The 16161-nt window shown below is 58.9% G+C and carries 9 protein-coding genes; all 9 read right to left on the bottom strand.

The genetic code is table 11. The features are described from left to right. Positions 1-23: 23 nt before the first annotated feature. Positions 24-338, bottom strand: a complete 315-nt coding sequence (locus BDO18943_RS41055) for a hypothetical protein (protein WP_175026554.1) — start codon at positions 336-338, stop codon at positions 24-26. A gap of 261 nt (positions 339-599) precedes the next feature. Then, positions 600-2759 (bottom strand): DUF4357 domain-containing protein, encoded by a 2160-nt coding sequence (locus tag BDO18943_RS41050; protein ID WP_235996323.1) that lies wholly within the window; start codon positions 2757-2759, stop codon positions 600-602. A gap of 195 nt (positions 2760-2954) precedes the next feature. Next, positions 2955-3644 carry a M48 family metallopeptidase gene (locus BDO18943_RS41045; protein WP_175026556.1) on the bottom strand — a complete coding sequence of 230 codons (690 nt, stop codon included), beginning with the start codon at positions 3642-3644 and terminating at the stop codon, positions 2955-2957. Positions 3645-3681: 37 nt separating this feature from the next. Beyond that, positions 3682-6768, bottom strand: a complete 3087-nt coding sequence (locus BDO18943_RS41040) for a type I restriction endonuclease subunit R (RefSeq protein ID WP_175026553.1) — start codon at positions 6766-6768, stop codon at positions 3682-3684. A gap of 9 nt (positions 6769-6777) precedes the next feature. Then, positions 6778-7989: a restriction endonuclease subunit S gene (locus BDO18943_RS41035; RefSeq protein ID WP_175026552.1), complete on the bottom strand. Its 1212-nt coding sequence runs from the start codon at positions 7987-7989 to the stop codon at positions 6778-6780. Next, a complete protein-coding gene (locus BDO18943_RS41030) occupies positions 7980-10403 on the bottom strand; it encodes a type I restriction-modification system subunit M (protein ID WP_175026551.1) in 2424 nt (807 codons plus the stop codon). Before BDO18943_RS41030 ends, BDO18943_RS41035 begins: the two co-directional genes overlap by 10 nt. Positions 10404-10991: 588 nt before the next feature. Further along, a complete protein-coding gene (gene gyrB, locus BDO18943_RS41025; RefSeq protein ID WP_175026550.1) occupies positions 10992-13466 on the bottom strand; it encodes a DNA topoisomerase (ATP-hydrolyzing) subunit B in 2475 nt (824 codons plus the stop codon). Between the two features lie 192 nt (positions 13467-13658). After that, the gene (gene dnaN, locus BDO18943_RS41020; protein WP_174974624.1) at positions 13659-14765 is read right to left on the bottom strand and encodes a DNA polymerase III subunit beta; all 1107 of its coding nucleotides are present in this window, start codon (positions 14763-14765) and stop codon (positions 13659-13661) included. Between the two features lie 168 nt (positions 14766-14933). Beyond that, on the bottom strand, positions 14934-16161 hold a 1228-nt coding region (gene dnaA, locus BDO18943_RS41015; RefSeq protein WP_235996322.1), incomplete at its 5' end, for a chromosomal replication initiator protein DnaA.

The following is a 16161-nucleotide window of genomic DNA, read 5'->3' as shown; positions in this document are numbered from 1 at the left end:
GCGTGCGGGGAAGGGCATTGCACTCATTGCACACCACCGCCACCGGCCAGATCAACCTCCCTCTTGCGGAGCGGAGCTGCACCATAGGGCTGCTCTCGCCAGTTCAGCGCGCTGTAGTCGGGCGTGATGATGACCCTTCGGGAATCCGTGTTGAACCGAAGATAGACGCGATCACCCGGCTTGAATCCGAACAGCTCGAAATGCGCGTCGATGGCGCGTATCCATGGCATGTACGGTTGGCCCTCCTGGGGAAGGTCCGGCTTGTTGCCGAGGGGCAGCTCAACCGTTGGATACTGTTTGAGCTTCTTGGGACGTGACTTACTATAGGCGTTAGCCATCTCCCGACTCCTGTGTTGAGTTGGTTGTGGTCAGCGGGTCGTATGGGTGGCAGCCCATGCGGCCCGCGCTTTTTGCGGTGATGCCGTTTGAGTCTACCTAACTGGGCATCTCGAAATATGGAAAAGTCGAGGGATGGCCAAACGGCATAGGTCTGGAAGCGCCCGTTGCTTAGGCCAGTGCGACAGACAGGTACCGGTTTGCAACGAGCTTGCTAAGCAGCTTGACCGGAAGGTTCACAGGGTCTAATTTCGCCTCAGAAGTTACTGGTCATCTGCTTCGGTCTCGCTCGGCGACTTGTCGACCGGTAAATTGTCCTGCCATGCGGCATAGGTAATCGTCGTTCCTTTGAGGCGCCACGAATTCCGCCCGTTGTCCGTTCTGCCCAAGATGGTAGCGGATGCGGCGCTGGGGCTGACGAAGTTCACATCCTGCGTGAAAACCAGATGGGAGCCGTCAGCCGACAGCTCTAGAGAACCAAACGTCCGCAAACTTTCTCTTAACTGTTGGTATGAATGTGGTTGTCCTGTCCAATCCAATCGCGCTTGCGACTGCGCGAGAATCGTGAACGTGCTGCTACTTTTCCGCGCCACTGCGGCAAGACCGTGTTTGGCGCTTTCCAGCTCGAAGTAGATGCCATCGCCGTCCGATGACAGCTCGCCAAGCAATTCCTTAGCAATTTCCGATTTGCTCTTACGCTCCTCCAGACGCCAGTGCGTCTCGAACACCTGCATCATCGAAGCTTGCTGCGCTTGCATGATGTCCACGGTCCACTCCGAATGCTGCAGCACTTGCGTTGTAAGAGCGAACCCGGAAACACCCCCTTTGGTGAAGTAGGAATTCTTCTTCCAGGAAAACTCTCGATTGCTCGCGGAGCTATTCTTCTTGCGGCTCAGTAGCACGAGGTTGCCAAGCCGATGGACCCAGTTTTGATAGATTTTTGCATCGGGAACCCATGTCGCCCATTGACCATTCGGCGCGGGCTGTTGAGGCATCACATGTTCGACCGAGACGACCTCATGTTCGTACACCGCGGTGCCATCGGACAAAAGACGGTCCAGGCGTAAGAGCAACAGCGCTACGGCACGTGCGGAGTGCGTGTCATACAGCGGGCCGTTCAGTACCGAATAGGCGTCGAATTGCTCACTCGGGGAAAGTTGCAGCGGTGATGCCTCGGCGAACAGATTTTGGCCATTTTCGATGGCGCCCGTTAACGCCGAGAAGCGTTCGATACGGCCATTGACCCCAATTTTTCGCGCGAGCATCAGATACGCAAGGCGTTCGAGGTCGCGGAAGAAAGTCAGCATCAAGTCCGGATGCTCGGAATGCCGAACGTAAAAGGCCAAGGCCGGTGGCAACCAGTCCTTGAATTCCAGCTTGTTAAGCCAACGCAGATGCTCGTTCACCAACTCCGCATGCATTGTGCTGGCGTAATCAGCATCGGTGAGAGCAGCGAAAGCTCTCGCCATCGGTAGAAGAACAGAGTCGACAAGCGTCTGGGACTCAGCTGTCTGTGTAACGTGCTCCTTGAATTCCTTCAGCAATGTCCCCTGCGGCTTGGCTTTGCGGTACACCATGCGGATATGGCTGAATAGGTCGCCGAACTCGTCGCGCCCCAGGTCCTCCTCTGCATCTTCCCACTTTTTCGTGTACATCTCTCGCAAAATGGGTTCAATTCCCCCGATGATTTCTGCTTTCAAAATATCCGTGGCACTCAAATCGAGACCGCGGCTATTAAGAACACCAAAAATGCGATACGCAGAATCAAGATCCGGTGTTGCCACGGTAACGAGGTAGCAACGCGTGATTATGAACTGGACCAGTCTCTTGAGTTCAACCTCCTGCAACTTCGACAGGCCGCTCATGAAGACCTTGGCATTGGACCGCAAGCGCTCCTGCGCGCTGGTCGGCAGAGTCGAGTTCAGCTCAATGAGTTTGGCTAGGCCGTCCTCGTGTTGGATGTACTGACGGAAAAAATCTCGGTCTCGCTCGCGCAACGACAGCCGGTAGCTCGCTTCGGTGGCCGAGACGACATCGCCGTGCTCGTAGATACGTTTCGTGATGCCTGCCTGCACCGCGCGGTCGCCGATTGTGGCTCTGATGGCTGAGAGAAGCAGCGTCAGCGTGGTCAAGCGCTGCTGCCCATCCACAACCGTCGCGTCTGGCGAAGTTTCACTCTTTATGAGGACGATGCTGCCAAGAAAGTACGGCACACAATCCCCGAGCTGTTCTGGGGAGACTTCGAGCGCACTCAGCAAGTCATCAAGGAGTTCCTGCGCTTGGTCGTTTCCCCAAGAATAGGGACGCTGATAGCCTGGAATCGTAAACACATATTCATCGCTGAAAATCTTCTGCAGCGTTTGTTCTTTTGCTGTGAGCGTGTGCGGCACGTGAAATCCCCGGCAATCAATCTGAAGCGTCATGAGCCCGTCAATATACTGGCTTTTCTGGCGCCGTAGCTAGCGCGACGGTGAGCTTCTCTCTTTCTCCACAGGTGGCACACGGGCATTGATCGTATCAGCTCAGACGTGTGTCGCCGGACAACATCACATACGGTTCTAGCGGCGGGGAATCCGACCTCAGGGGACACGCTATGGACCGACTGCAATCGCCTGGCATCAATACGCCCAGTCCTCATGCCGTACTGGCAACCGGTTCACCTCGTCCCGATGCTGCCGCCATTGCGGCATGAACCGATCCATCAGCGACTGAAACCGTGTGTTGTGCGTCGGCTCAATAAGGTGCAGCAGTTCATGCACGAGGATGTATTCCAGACACTCGGACGGCTTGCGTGCCAAGTCCGTATTTAGGCGAATATTGCCGGACACCGGATTGCAGCTCCCCCACTTCGTCTTCATGTGCTGCACGAGAATACGCCGCGCCCTGACACCGAGTAACGGCTCCCACTTTTTCAGCAACGATGGCACGGCACTCCGCAATTGCTCTCGATACCAAGCATCAAGCACTTCTCGGCGGCGGCCTGCGTCACTGCCGGGGCGCACCCTAAGTTCGAGCGTCGAGTGCTCCAGCTTCACCGTCGGTGCCGCGTCAGCTTCCACAATCCGCAGCAGATAACGCTTGCCCCAGACGTAATGGCTTTCGCGGTTCAGATATTCACGAGGCGTCTCGCGTTCCTGCGCAAGCAACTTGCGCTGTTGTCGTCTGATCCAGTCCAGCCGGGTAATGGCGTACACCCGGATAAGATCGGAAGCCATGTGCCGGGGAGCCGAAATACGCACACGCCCGTCCGGCGGATATACGCTCAGATGGACATGTTTGATATCCTTCCTCACCACATCGACCGACATCTCGCCAAGATCGATGCTGCTGCAAGGCTCCACGTTTTCAATACTCCTGCCGCTGGGCTTCGACGATCAGAAAGATGCGCTCCACATCCGCATCGTCCTTCAGGATATCCCAAAGCGCCTGCTTGATGACGTTTTCGCGCGGTAGCACGCCGCGCCAGCCATCGGGGCGAACGCGCCTGACAGCAGCATCCACCTCGAGCGCCAGTGCCAGCGCCTGTTCTGGCGTGCGGCTGTTAGCAATTTTCAGGTTATTGAACAACGCCCGCTTACCGCCCGTATCCAGTGCAGCTGGCGTATCGTCGGCCTTGCCGGCCTGCACTTTCGTCGCGAGCGCGGCCATCTGTTTCAGATACTCCTCGTAGTCGATGGCCTTTTCCTTGCGCTTTTTGATGATCTCATCAAGCAGGGCAGACATTTTTGCGAAATATGCCGGGTCGGTCAGATGATCCTTGACGATCTTGCTGCGAACGTTGTTCTCGATGGTTTCCGCAACAGACTGCCGATCCTTCATCGCGTGGAGCTTCTCCGCAATCGCATCAGCAATGCCTGTCTTCACGATCAGGTCGAGCAGGCCGACATTCTCGAACTCAGAAATCTTGCGCGGTTCACTAGCTGTGATATAGGTATCGATCAGGTGGCGCATATCGGCTTCGTACGGCTTGAGATCGAGCGTCTCGCTACTCGCAAGACGAATCGTCTCGCGCAGTTTCACGTACCGGTCAAGCCGCTGCCGGATGGATGCCTGTTGCGCCGCGTCGTACCCGGCATCGTCCAGTTCGTCGGCAATGCTGGCATAGGCGCGCAGCAGACCAACGACACCGGTATAGAAGGCAACACGCTGCGGCTCACGCGCTCTCAGGTCGTCGGAGATTTCGGTATTGCCGCAAAAATAATGGATGTATTCCAGCTCGCCCTTGGGCGGCTCCACGTTCTCGACTAGCAGCGCCAACGCTTCCAGTGCGGCATCCAGACGCTCGCGGCCTTTCTGCACCCGGCTTTCGAGCAGGATTTCCGGCTCGACACCGCCCGCACTATGGTCAAGCTCGGACGCATACACCGCGATGGCATTTTCCACCTTCCTGAACAGATCCTTGTAATCGACGATGTAGCCGAAATCCTTGTCGGCCGTATCGAGCCGGTTAGTGCGGCAGATGGCCTGAAACAGGCCGTGGTCCTGCATGGATTTGTCAATGTATAGGTACGTACAGGGCGGTGCATCGAATCCGGTCAGCAGCTTGTCCACGACGACCAGCAGCTTCATGTTGGCCGGCTCCTTGATGAAGCGGGCCTTGGCCTGATCCTCGTAGGTCTCGGTTTTCGACATGCCAGCCTTCGGCTGCACATCGGTCAGCAGATCGGTGTAGGTGTTGTAGATGAACTGCTTGTCGGTTTCCGTATTCGCGCCGGTTTCTTCCAGCGTCACGTCTTTCGAGAGCGGGTTATAGGACGTGACGACCGCACACTTGCCCTTGAACGGGGTCTTCTGAAACAGGGCGAAGTACTTGCACGCTTCGTAGATGCTCGACGCCACGAGCATCGCATTACCACGCCCCTCAGAGATTCTGGGCTTTGTGCTGAAGTCGTAGATGATGTCCTCGACCACGCGATCCATACGTGAGCGCGAACTGAGGACGTGTTGCATCGTGCCCCACTGCTTTTTCAGTTCGTTCTTCTGCCAGTCGTTCAGGCCCTTCGTCTTGGCCTCGAACCAGGTATCGATCTTGTCCTGGGAGCCGAGTGTCTGGTCGATATCCCGTGCTTCATAGACCAAATCGAGCACCACGCCGTCCTGCACCGCCTCGCTGAATTTATAGGTGTGGATGTAGCTGCCGAACACTTCGAGGCTGGTTGCCGCGTCCCGCTTCAGCAGCGGCGTGCCGGTAAAGCCGACGAACACGGCCGACGGCATCATCGCTTTCATCACGCGATTCAAGCGACCACCCTGGGTTCGGTGGCACTCATCCACGAACACAAAGAGATCGCCCACCGCCGCGCCCGGCTGGGATTCCAGTTCCTTAATGAAGGCATCGAAGTCGCCGTCGCCCAGCCCTTTGCCAGCGCCGAACTTGTGAACCAGCGAGCACAGCAGGCGTGGGGCCGGCTGGCCCAGCTGTGCCATCAGGTCGCGTCCGCTGCTGGTGCGGTGAATTTTTTCTCCGCTGCTCTCGAAGACGCGCTTGATCTGCTTGTCCAGTTCGTCGCGGTCGGTAATGACGACCACACGTGCATGCGGATTGTTCTCCAGAATCCACTTCGCCAGCAGCACCATCAGGATGCTCTTGCCCGCGCCCTGCGTGTGCCAGATGATGCCACCCTGCCGCTTGCGCACGTGTTCCTGCGCCGACTTGATGCCGAAATACTGGTGTACGCGAGGCAGCTTCTTGATCCCGCCGTCAAACAGGATGAAATTGTGCATCAGTTCGACGATGCGTACCTTGTTGCACATCTTCAGCAGGTACTTGTCCAGCTTGTAGCCCCTGTTATCGGCTTCGTCCTCTTTCCACTGGAGGAAGTATTTTTCCTGTGTGCCTGTCGTGCCGTATTGCAGGCCCTCCGAATCGTTACCGGCAAAGACGAACTGCACGGTGCTGAAAAACCATGCGTTGAATTCGGGCTGCTGGTTAGACAGGTTCTGCCGTATGCCATTGCCGATGCTGACACGGCTGTTTTTCAGTTCCAGTACGCCAATGGCGATGCCGTTGACGTAGAGCACGATGTCCGGGCGGCGTTCGTGCCCGCCTTTGAGGGTGACCTCCTCGGCGACCGCGAAATGATTTCGGAGCGGCTGCGCCCAGTTGATAAGCCGGACCGTATCGGCCACCCTGTCGCCTTCGACCTTCACCGGGATACCGTAGCGAAGAAGCTGATACACCGCCTCATTGTTTGCGTACAGGTCGCGTTGCGGATGGTTGGCTTCGGTCTTCAGACGGTAGATCGCCTGGCTGATCTGCGCGAGACGATAGCCGGCCTCGGTGAGGTAGGCTGTTAGCAGGCTTTCTTCGATGTTGCTGTTGTCGGCGCGATCGGTCCAGTCGCCGAGCAGGGCATAGTCTAGCTGCTCAGTGAACAGCTTGATGGCGCGGTTCTGCGTGGCTTTTTCTGATTTGCCGATCTCGTCCGTCATTAGGGTCTCTTATATTAGTCGTGTCTTGCCGGTCAGCAGGTCCAGCATCATGCCCTGTTTCAGCAGACGGGTCTTGTCACGTTGTGCTTCCAGTGTCGCCAGTTCGACATCCATGTCGGTGAGCACTTCGGCGATGGCGTTCTGTTCGCCAAATGACGGCAAAGCAACTTCAAAGTTGCGAATGACGGCCCAGTCCGCCCGCGGCATGTGCGTTCCATATGAAACACTGGCCGCTTCGATGAAGCTATCTGTCTGCACGAGCGCAAAGATGAATCCATCGCTCACTCGCTCCCTATCGAACATCAATGGCCAGATTTCAGTCGTGCAAATCCCATCCTCGGTAGCACACCAATACTTACGAAGATACGAACGCAAACGCCCGAACAAGACATCTCCCGCATGAAACCGATACTTGGATGCACTTGAACTATTAGCGCCCCCTCTCGTTAGCAGGCGCCCGTTACCTTGCCCAACATGCTCCAACTCTACGCACAGCGTTTCTGGATCGACCTGCGCCGGCATGACCTTCTGATTACGAATGGAGACAAATTCACCAAACCGCTTCACGCCCCATTCCCCTCTGTATCCCGGCAATCGTGTCTTGCCGGTGAGCAACCGCTGCATGGCAGCCTGCTTGAGGTCGCGTTTCTTGGCGAGGAGTTTGTCCAGGCCGGACAGCAGCACATCCACGTCGCCCAAGGCTTCGGCGATGGCGGATTGTTCGGTGAGCGACGGAGCGGGGAATCTATACTGCTTCAAAATTCCCAAGTTTGTGTGTGGAACGCCCGTTTGAATTGCACTTAGTTCAATCTGCTTTTGTCCGGCAACGCTGGAGAAGTATTGGTAGACATAGGTTGGCGCATGGCGCGTACCGTCCAGCGTGACCTTCATTTGGCTTTGCGAGACCAAATATCGGCCATACGGCGCGGTAGGAACGATTGAAACCTGCCCAAGCGTACCTCGCTGCGTGAATATCAAATCGTCTGGACGCGCAAGATTTGCACTCAGCGCACTCGCTTTGTGGTTCGTCACATATGCGAACTCGCCGGAAACAAACTTTTCCGCCATATTTTGACCACGTATTACAGGCACTCCATGGTCAACGTAATCGGCTGATACAAGGTCTGAGCCAAATGGCCCGCCCACGATCGCGTTTTGCGAGTGTGAGGCGGCATCCTTGATTGATTCCGATGTCCAGCCGTCGGGCAACTTCAATTCCATGCCGCCCCCATCTTGCGCAGATGCGCCTCAACGCGAGCGGACAGCGCTGCAACCTCATTCACCAACGCAGGCAACGGCGATTCATAGCGCAAGGCCAAATCACGCACACGGCTGGTGAGAGTTTGCGAGACACGCTCCAATTCACCTGCCACGGTTGAGGACAGGACAGCAAGCCACTTGTCTTCCACCACCAGCATCTTGATCTCGTCCACGCTGAGTTTGGGATACTGCGCATATGCCTTAGCATCCAGCTCAGTTTCCAAAGTCTTGAGCGCCTTCTTCAGGTCCGCTTCCTTGGCGGACACCGACTGCCATTGCTTCAATACGGACAGTTCCTCGGTTGCATCGGCATCTTTTCCGATCTCCTTGATGCGTTCCTTCACCGCCGCTGCATTGATCCTCTCAAAGCCGCTGAACACGCTGTCTTCGCCGCGGTGCTCCTCTTCCAGTTCGGCGAGCGCACTGCTGGCTGCTTCTAGTGCAGCGCTGGTTGCGTCAATCGCACCCTGCTCGGCTGCGAAATAGCGCGCCACGATGTATTGTTTCGGCACCAGATCGCAGGCCCAGCCCTTGTCTTTCTCAACGACCTTGGCGTTTTCGCCTTTGCCCTTCTTCGTTTTTTCGATGACGCGATACGTCTTCGCTACCCAGCTATCGGACGCCAGCAGATAGGCATCGTCCTGCATCGCCTCGCCCCAGTAGTCCATCAGGTGCTGGTACACGTCGTAGGCATCCACCAGGGGCTTGCCTTCGTAGTGGTGCAGCAGCCCATCGGCCAGTTCCACGATGAGCTGCTTCGGATGGAAACCCTTGTCCAGCTCCTTCAGTTTGGGAACAGCCTGCGCCCGCCAGGCTCCGAAGTGCTCGCCCATCCCCTCAAGGTAGGCAGCGAACTGCGGATGCTGGAAGATGGTGTTTTTAATGGCGCTCTTGTCCACGGCCAACGCGCCATAGCCTTCGCGTAGCGGCTTGAACAACGCCTTTTTCAGTTGCGGGCAGACCTCCCAATAGTTGCCCAAGGCTTCCATGTCCGCCAGAGGAATGCCGCCTTGCAGGTGGCCGTGAATATCCTGAATATCCTCAGCTATGCTGCTGTCGATGTAGCGCGGCAGATTGAGGTTGAAGTCGTTCTTCTCGATCTCATCCAGGCCCACCATGCGGGCGTAGCGCCGATCGCTCTCGTCCTGGCGCGTGAACACGTCCACGATGCGGTGGATGTCCTGCTCGCGCAGGCGGTTCTTCGGACCATCCTTGATGAAGCCGCTGCTGGCATCGATCATGAAAATGCCCTTGCGTGCCTGTGCGTTTTCCTTGTCGATGACGATAATGCACGCGGGAATGCCCGTGCCGTAAAACAGGTTGGCAGGTAGGCCAATGACGCCCCTGATGTAGCCGTGGCGAATCAGTTTCTTGCGGATTTCGCTTTCCGCGTTGCCACGGAACAGCACGCCGTGCGGCAGGATGCACGCACCCTTGCCGGTAGATTTCAGGCTGCGAACAATGTGCAGCAGATAAGCGTAGTCGCCCTGCTTGGCGGGAGGCACACCGAATGTGTCGAAACGGTCGTAGGGATCGTTGAGCGGATCAAGCCCCGTACTCCACCGTTTGTCCGAGAACGGTGGATTGGCAACCACGAAGTCGAACGTTTTCAGGGCTGCACCATCCCGGAATGTCGGGTCGGTCAGCGTGTTTCCCTGGCCGATCAATGCCGTGGGGTTGTCGTGCAGGATCATGTTCATGCGCGCGAGGCCGCTCGTCGCCGAATCTTTTTCCTGTCCGTACAGGGTCACGGCGGTGTGCGCGGCATCGCCCACTTTCAGCAGCAGGGAGCCTGAGCCACAGGTCGGATCGTACACGGTGGTATCGGTGCTCGTTTGCACACTGCCGATACCAATGACGGCGGCGAGAATGCGGCTGACTTCGGCTGGCGTGTAGAACTGGCCCTTGCTCTTGCCACTTTCGGTGGCGAAGTGGCGCATCAGGTATTCGTAGGCGTCACCGAGAATGTCGTCGCCGTCCGAGCGGTTCTTCGAGAAATCCAGATCGGGGTTCTCGAACACAGCAATCAAGTCCGTCAGCCGCGTGACCATCTCCGCGCCCGTGCCGAGCTTGCCGGTATCGTTGAAGTCCGGCATGTCCGACAGCTTGTTGGCTGTGGCCAGCGGCCCGACGATTTTCTTGTTGATCTGGTCGCCGATGTCCGGCTTGCCCTTCAGGGCAACCATGTCCGCGAAGGTGGCACCGTCGGGAATGGTGATCGGGGCATAGCGCTGCCCGGCGTATTTGTCGCTGACGTACTTGATGAACAGCAGCACCAGCACATAGTCCTTGTACTGACTTGCATCCATCCCTCCGCGCAGCAGGTCACAGGACTCCCAGAGGGAAGAGTAAAGCTCGGATTTCTTGATTGCCATAGGATTGTCTTGGAACTGGGGCTGCCTCTGCCTCTGCCTCTGCCTCTGCCTCTGCCTCGCGAGGCAGGCATCGGATCGACCGGAATTTTAAAGCACGGCGACACGACAGCGATTGAAAACCGGCTCAGACATATGTCATCGCTCTCGAGCAAAGGAGTATCGCCACGGCGAGTGTCCGTGCGGACGTGGAAGTGTGCCACCGAGGAATGGATGGGCGCGACTATGAGGGGGAGAGGGAGCGGCGGGAGTCTGAGCGAGGGAATGGATTTCCCGCTCGGGGCTCATCACGCAAGCGCTGCCAGACTTCTATTGGTTTTACTTAAACCCGTTCCGCTTGAACGTGCGGGAGCGGGGTAGACTGCCGGCGGGGAGCTGCCAGCGAAGGCACTAGATGGGTGGACTGAAAAGCCACCTCATGAAAGTTGCCATGACTGAGAAAACGACAACCACCTCAATGCGGTGGCCGTCGTTCCTGCGGTTCTGACGTCAGTTTGGCGCTATCACGTGAACTTTCGGCGCGCATCCATCAATATTGGTTTCAATGGATGCTTCCCCAAATCTCAGGTTGTGGTTTCCGCCACACGAAAGTTAGACATCAATATTCCCCGCCCGCAACGCATTCGACTCAATAAACGCCCGCCGCGGCTCGACATCATCCCCCATGAGGGTGGTAAAGATTCCATCCGCAGCAATCGCATCCTCGATCTGCACACGCAGCAGTCGCCGCACTGCCGGATCCATCGTCGTTTCCCACAGCTGCCCGGGGTTCATCTCGCCGAGCCCCTTATAGCGTTGTTTGGAGACGTTGCGTTCAGCATCCGCCAGCAGCCACTTCATCGCACTCTTGAAGTCGCTCACGGCCATGCTGCGCTCACCGCGCTTGATGACCGCACCTTCCCCAATAAGCCCCTTGAACGTATTCGCGGTGGTCACGAGCTGCTGATAATCCGCCGTGTGCTGGAATTCCTGGTCGATGACCGAAACCCGCACGTTGCCGTGATGCGTACGCTCGACGTGCAGCGACCGCTGCTCGCGAACCGGGTCATACGAAGGCACCACGCGCACTTCGTTCTTCAAAGCCTCGTCATGCAACGCAGCATGAAGAGCCTTAGCCGAAGCCTCAGTCGAAGCCTCGTTGGAAAGATCGATCGCCACGCCATCCATGACCGCTTCCAGCGCGGCCGGGTCATACAACCGGCTCAACCGCTCGATCACGCTCTTCGACAGCAGATACGACCGTGCCAGCTCCCCAAGCGCATCACCGGAAATCGCAGCCGCATTCTCACCCGGCACCAGCTCCGACCCTTGCAGCGCCAACCGCAGCATGTGCGCGTTGAGCTCCACATCATCCTTCAGATACCGCTCGTCCTTGCCCGCCTTGATCTTGTAAAGCGGCGGCTGCGCGATATACACGTACCCGCGCTCGATCATGTCCGGCATCTGGCGATACAGGAACGTGAGCAGCAGCGTCCGGATGTGCGCACCGTCGACGTCCGCATCGGTCATGATGATGATGCGGTGATAGCGGAGCTTGTCGAGGTTGTAGTCTTCCTTGCCGATTCCGCACCCAAGCGCGGTCACAAGCGTGACGATCTGCTCCGACGACAGCAGCTTGTCGTAGCGCGCCTTCTCGACGTTCAGCACCTTGCCGCGCAGCGGCAGGATCGCCTGGAACTTGCGATCACGCCCTTGCTTCGCCGACCCACCTGCCGAGTCACCCTCGACGATGTAGATTTCGCACTTCGCCGGGTCTTTCTCCTGGCAGTCCGCGAGCTTGCCGGGCAGGCCGATGCCGTCGAGCACGCCCTTGCGTCGCGTCATCTCGCGAGCCTTCCGCGCAGCATCACGCGCCCGAGCAGCCTCAACGATCTTCCCGCAGATGATCTTCGCGTCGATCGGCGTTTCCAAAAGGAATTCTTCCAGCGCCTTCGCCACAACTTCTTCAACCGGCGCGCGCACTTCCGACGAAACCAGCTTGTCCTTCGTCTGCGAGCTGAACTTCGGCTCCGGCACCTTCACGGACAGCACGCACGACAGCCCTTCGCGCATGTCGTCGCCGGTCGTCTCGACCTTCGCCTTCTTCGCGATTTCGTTGTCGGTGATGTACTTGTTGATGACGCGCGTCATCGCGGCCCGCAGGCCGGTCAGGTGCGTGCCGCCGTCGCGCTGCGGAATGTTGTTCGTGAAGCACAGCACGTTCTCGTTGTAGCTGTCGTTCCACTGCATCGCGACTTCGACGCCCACGTTATCCTTCTCGCCGGTGGCGAAGAAGATGGTCGGGTGCAGGTTGGTCTTCGTCTTGTTGATGTACTCGACGAAGCCCTTCACACCGCCGGCGAACGCGAAATCGTCTTCCTTGCCCGAGCGCAGGTCGGTCAGACGAATCCGCACGCCGTTGTTCAGGAACGAAAGCTCGCGCATCCGCTTTGCGAGGATGTCGTAGTGATACTCGACCGTGCCGAAAATCGTCGGGTCGGCCATGAAGTGCACTTCGGTGCCGCGGTTCTCGGTGTCACCCGTCACGAGCATCGGCGACACTTCCACGCCGTCCACCGTCTCGAGCACGCGATCCTGCGCGATGCCGCGATGGAACTCCATGAAACGCTTCTTGCCGTCGCGGCGCACGGTGAGGCGCAGCCAGCTCGACAGCGCGTTCACGCACGACACGCCCACGCCGTGCAGGCCGCCCGACACCTTGTAGCTGTTCTGGTCGAACTTGCCGCCGGCATGCAGCTCGGTCATCACGATCTCGGCGGCGCTGCGCTTCGGCTCGTGCTTGTCGTTCATCTTCACGTCGGTCGGAATCCCGCGGCCGTTGTCGGTCACGGAAATCGAGTTGTCGGCGTGAATCGTCACGTGGATGTCGTTGCAGTACCCGGCCAACGCTTCGTCGATCGAGTTGTCGAGCACCTCGAACACGAGGTGATGCAGACCGGTGCCGTCCGACGTGTCGCCGATGTACATCCCGGGGCGCTTGCGCACCGCTTCCAGACCTTCGAGGATCTGGATCGACGAGGCGCCGTAGCTGCTGTTATCGGGTTGCGTATTGTGCTGTTCACTCATGGATATCTTCCGGTTCTGCGAGGCCACTCAAGCGGCGGCGCGGTGCGTTTCCTTGCGAAAACGCCGGGCCGCTCCAGTTTTCCTGGCCCGTCCGAGGCGCCGTTAGGGCACCAAAGGGACGGGTTGTCGGTTCGCCATAAAAACGCCAAAGGGGCTTGCCGCCCCCTGGTGTGTGTCGTGATGTCGCGCGCGTCAGATGCGCATCGGCATCACGACATACTTGAACTCTTCGTTCTCGGGCACGGTAATCAGCGCGCTCGAGCTGGCGTCGCCGAGGCTCACCTGCACGGTGTCGACCTTCAGGTTCGCGAGCACGTCGAGCAGATACGTGACATTGAAGCCGATGTCGACGGTATCGCCCTGGTAGGCGATTTCCAGTTCTTCCTGCGCCTCTTCCTGATCGGCGTTGGTCGACATGATCTTCAGCTGGCCCGGCGCGATGATGCAGCGCACGCCCTTGAACTTGTCCGAGGTCAGGATCGCCGCGCGCTGCAGCGAACGCTGCAGTTCTTCACGGCCGATCTCGAACGTGTTCTTGTGCGCCTTCGGGATCACGCGCTGGAAGTCGGGGAACTTGCCCTCGACGAGTTTCGACACGAGCTCGACCTGACCGAACGTGAACTTGGCCTGGGTTTGCGCGATGTCGATGGTGACGGTGTCGTCGATGTCTTCGAGCAGGCGCTGCAGCTCGAGAATCGTCTTGCGCGGCACGATGACTTCCTGACGGCCGAACGTGCCGCCTTCGAGCTTCATCGACGAGAACGCGAGGCGGTGGCCGTCGGTGGCCACGGCCATCAGCTGGTCGCCGTCGACGACGAGCAGCATGCCGTTCAGGTAGTAGCGGATGTCCTGCTGCGCCATCGCGAAGTGCACCATGCCGAGCAGCTGGCGGAACGACTTCTGCGGGACGGTCAGCGTTGCGCCGAAATCCTTCGCCTGCGCGACGGTCGGGAACTCGTCGGCCGCCAGCGTCTGGAGTGCGAAACGGCTCTTGCCGGATTGAACGGTGAGGCGCTTGTCGGCGAGCGACAGCGTGACCTGGCCGTCAGGCATCGCGCGCAGGATGTCGAGCAGCTTGCGCGCCGCGACGGTGGTCGCGACCTGGTCGCCGCCGACGCCGAAATCGGCGCGCGTGGTGATCTGCAGCTCCAGGTCGGTCGACAGGAACGAAACGTCCGAGCCGTTCTTGGTGATCAGCAGGTTGGCGAGGATCGGCAACGTATGGCGGCGTTCGACGATGCCGCTGACCGTTTGCAGCGGCCTGAGGAGGGTGTCTCGTTCGGTCTTGACCAGTTGCATAGAGTTCCTTCGTTGAGTAACGGCCTGCAGCGCAGCAGCCTCGCAGCGCCCCGCCGGCCGGGCTCTTGGCCCGCCACCACCGGGGCGGTCAAACCAGTATTGTGCCTCAAAACCGAACCGCCCCCCTTAAATTGGGGCGGAGGCCGAATTATCAAGCGCGCCTCGCGCTCAGCCCTTCAGCGTCTGTTCCAGCACGTGCAGCTCGTGGTTGAGCTGCGCGTCCTTGCTGCGTTCGTCGGCGATCTTGCGCACCGCGTGCAGCACGGTGGTGTGGTCGCGCCCGCCGAACAGCTCGCCGATTTCCGGCAGGCTCTTCTGCGTGAGTTCCTTCGCCAAGTACATCGCGATCTGCCGCGGCCGCGCGATGTTCGCGGGACGCTTCTTCGAATACATGTCGGCGACCTTGATGTTGTAGAAGTCGGCGACGGTCTTCTGGATGTTCTCGACCGAAATCTGCCGGTTCTGCACGGTCAGCAGGTCCTTCAGCGCTTCCTTGGTCAGCTCGATCGAGATCTCGCGGCCGTGGAACTTCGAATACGCGAGGATCTTGCGCAGCGCGCCTTCGAGTTCGCGCACGTTCGAGCGCAGGTGCTTCGCGACGAAGAACGCGACGTCTTCCGACAGGTTCACGTATTCCGACTGCGCCTTGCGCATCAGGATCGCGACGCGCATCTCGAGCTCGGGCGGCTCGATCGCGACGGTGAGGCCCGAGTCGAAGCGCGAGATCAGGCGATCGTCGATGCCCGAAATCTCTTTCGGATAGGTATCGCTGGTGATGATCACCTGCGCCTTGTTCGCGACCAGCGCCTCGAACGCGTAGAAGAATTCCTCTTGCGTGCGCGACTTGCCCGAGAAGAACTGAATATCGTCGATCAGCAGCAGGTCGAGCGAGTGGTAGTAGCGCTTGAAGTCGTCGAACGCCTTGCGCTGGTACGCCTTCACCACGTCCGACACGTATTGCTCGGCGTGGATGTAGCGAATCCGTGCGCCGGCCTTGTCGAGCAGCAGCTGGTTGCCGATCGCGTGGATCAGGTGGGTCTTGCCGAGGCCGACGCCGCCGTACAGGAACAGCGGGTTGTACGAAATGCCGGGATTGTCCGCGACCTGGATCGCGGCGGCGCGTGCGAGCTGGTTCGCCTTGCCGGTCACGAAGTTGTCGAACGTGAGCACGGGGTTCAGCTTCGAACGCTCGTACATCGAATCGGCTTCGCCGCCGTTGGCGGGCGCGGCACCCGGGCCCGGGCGCCACGTGCGGCGGCCGGCCGCCGCTTCGTGCGCGGGCAGGCTCGGCAGGTCGATGTCGGCGTCGTCGGCGTTCAGGTGGTGCGCGGCAGCCGCCGACGGCGTCATCGGCACGTCGGCCGGCGCGGCAGCGGCATTCGCGGCGAGGTTGGCG

Origin of the sequence: Burkholderia aenigmatica, assembly GCF_902499175.1 — a bacterium.
Taxonomy (GTDB): domain Bacteria; phylum Pseudomonadota; class Gammaproteobacteria; order Burkholderiales; family Burkholderiaceae; genus Burkholderia; species Burkholderia aenigmatica.
The sequence above is the reverse complement of the archived record's forward strand: the minus strand, read 5'-3'. Positions and strand labels throughout refer to the sequence as shown.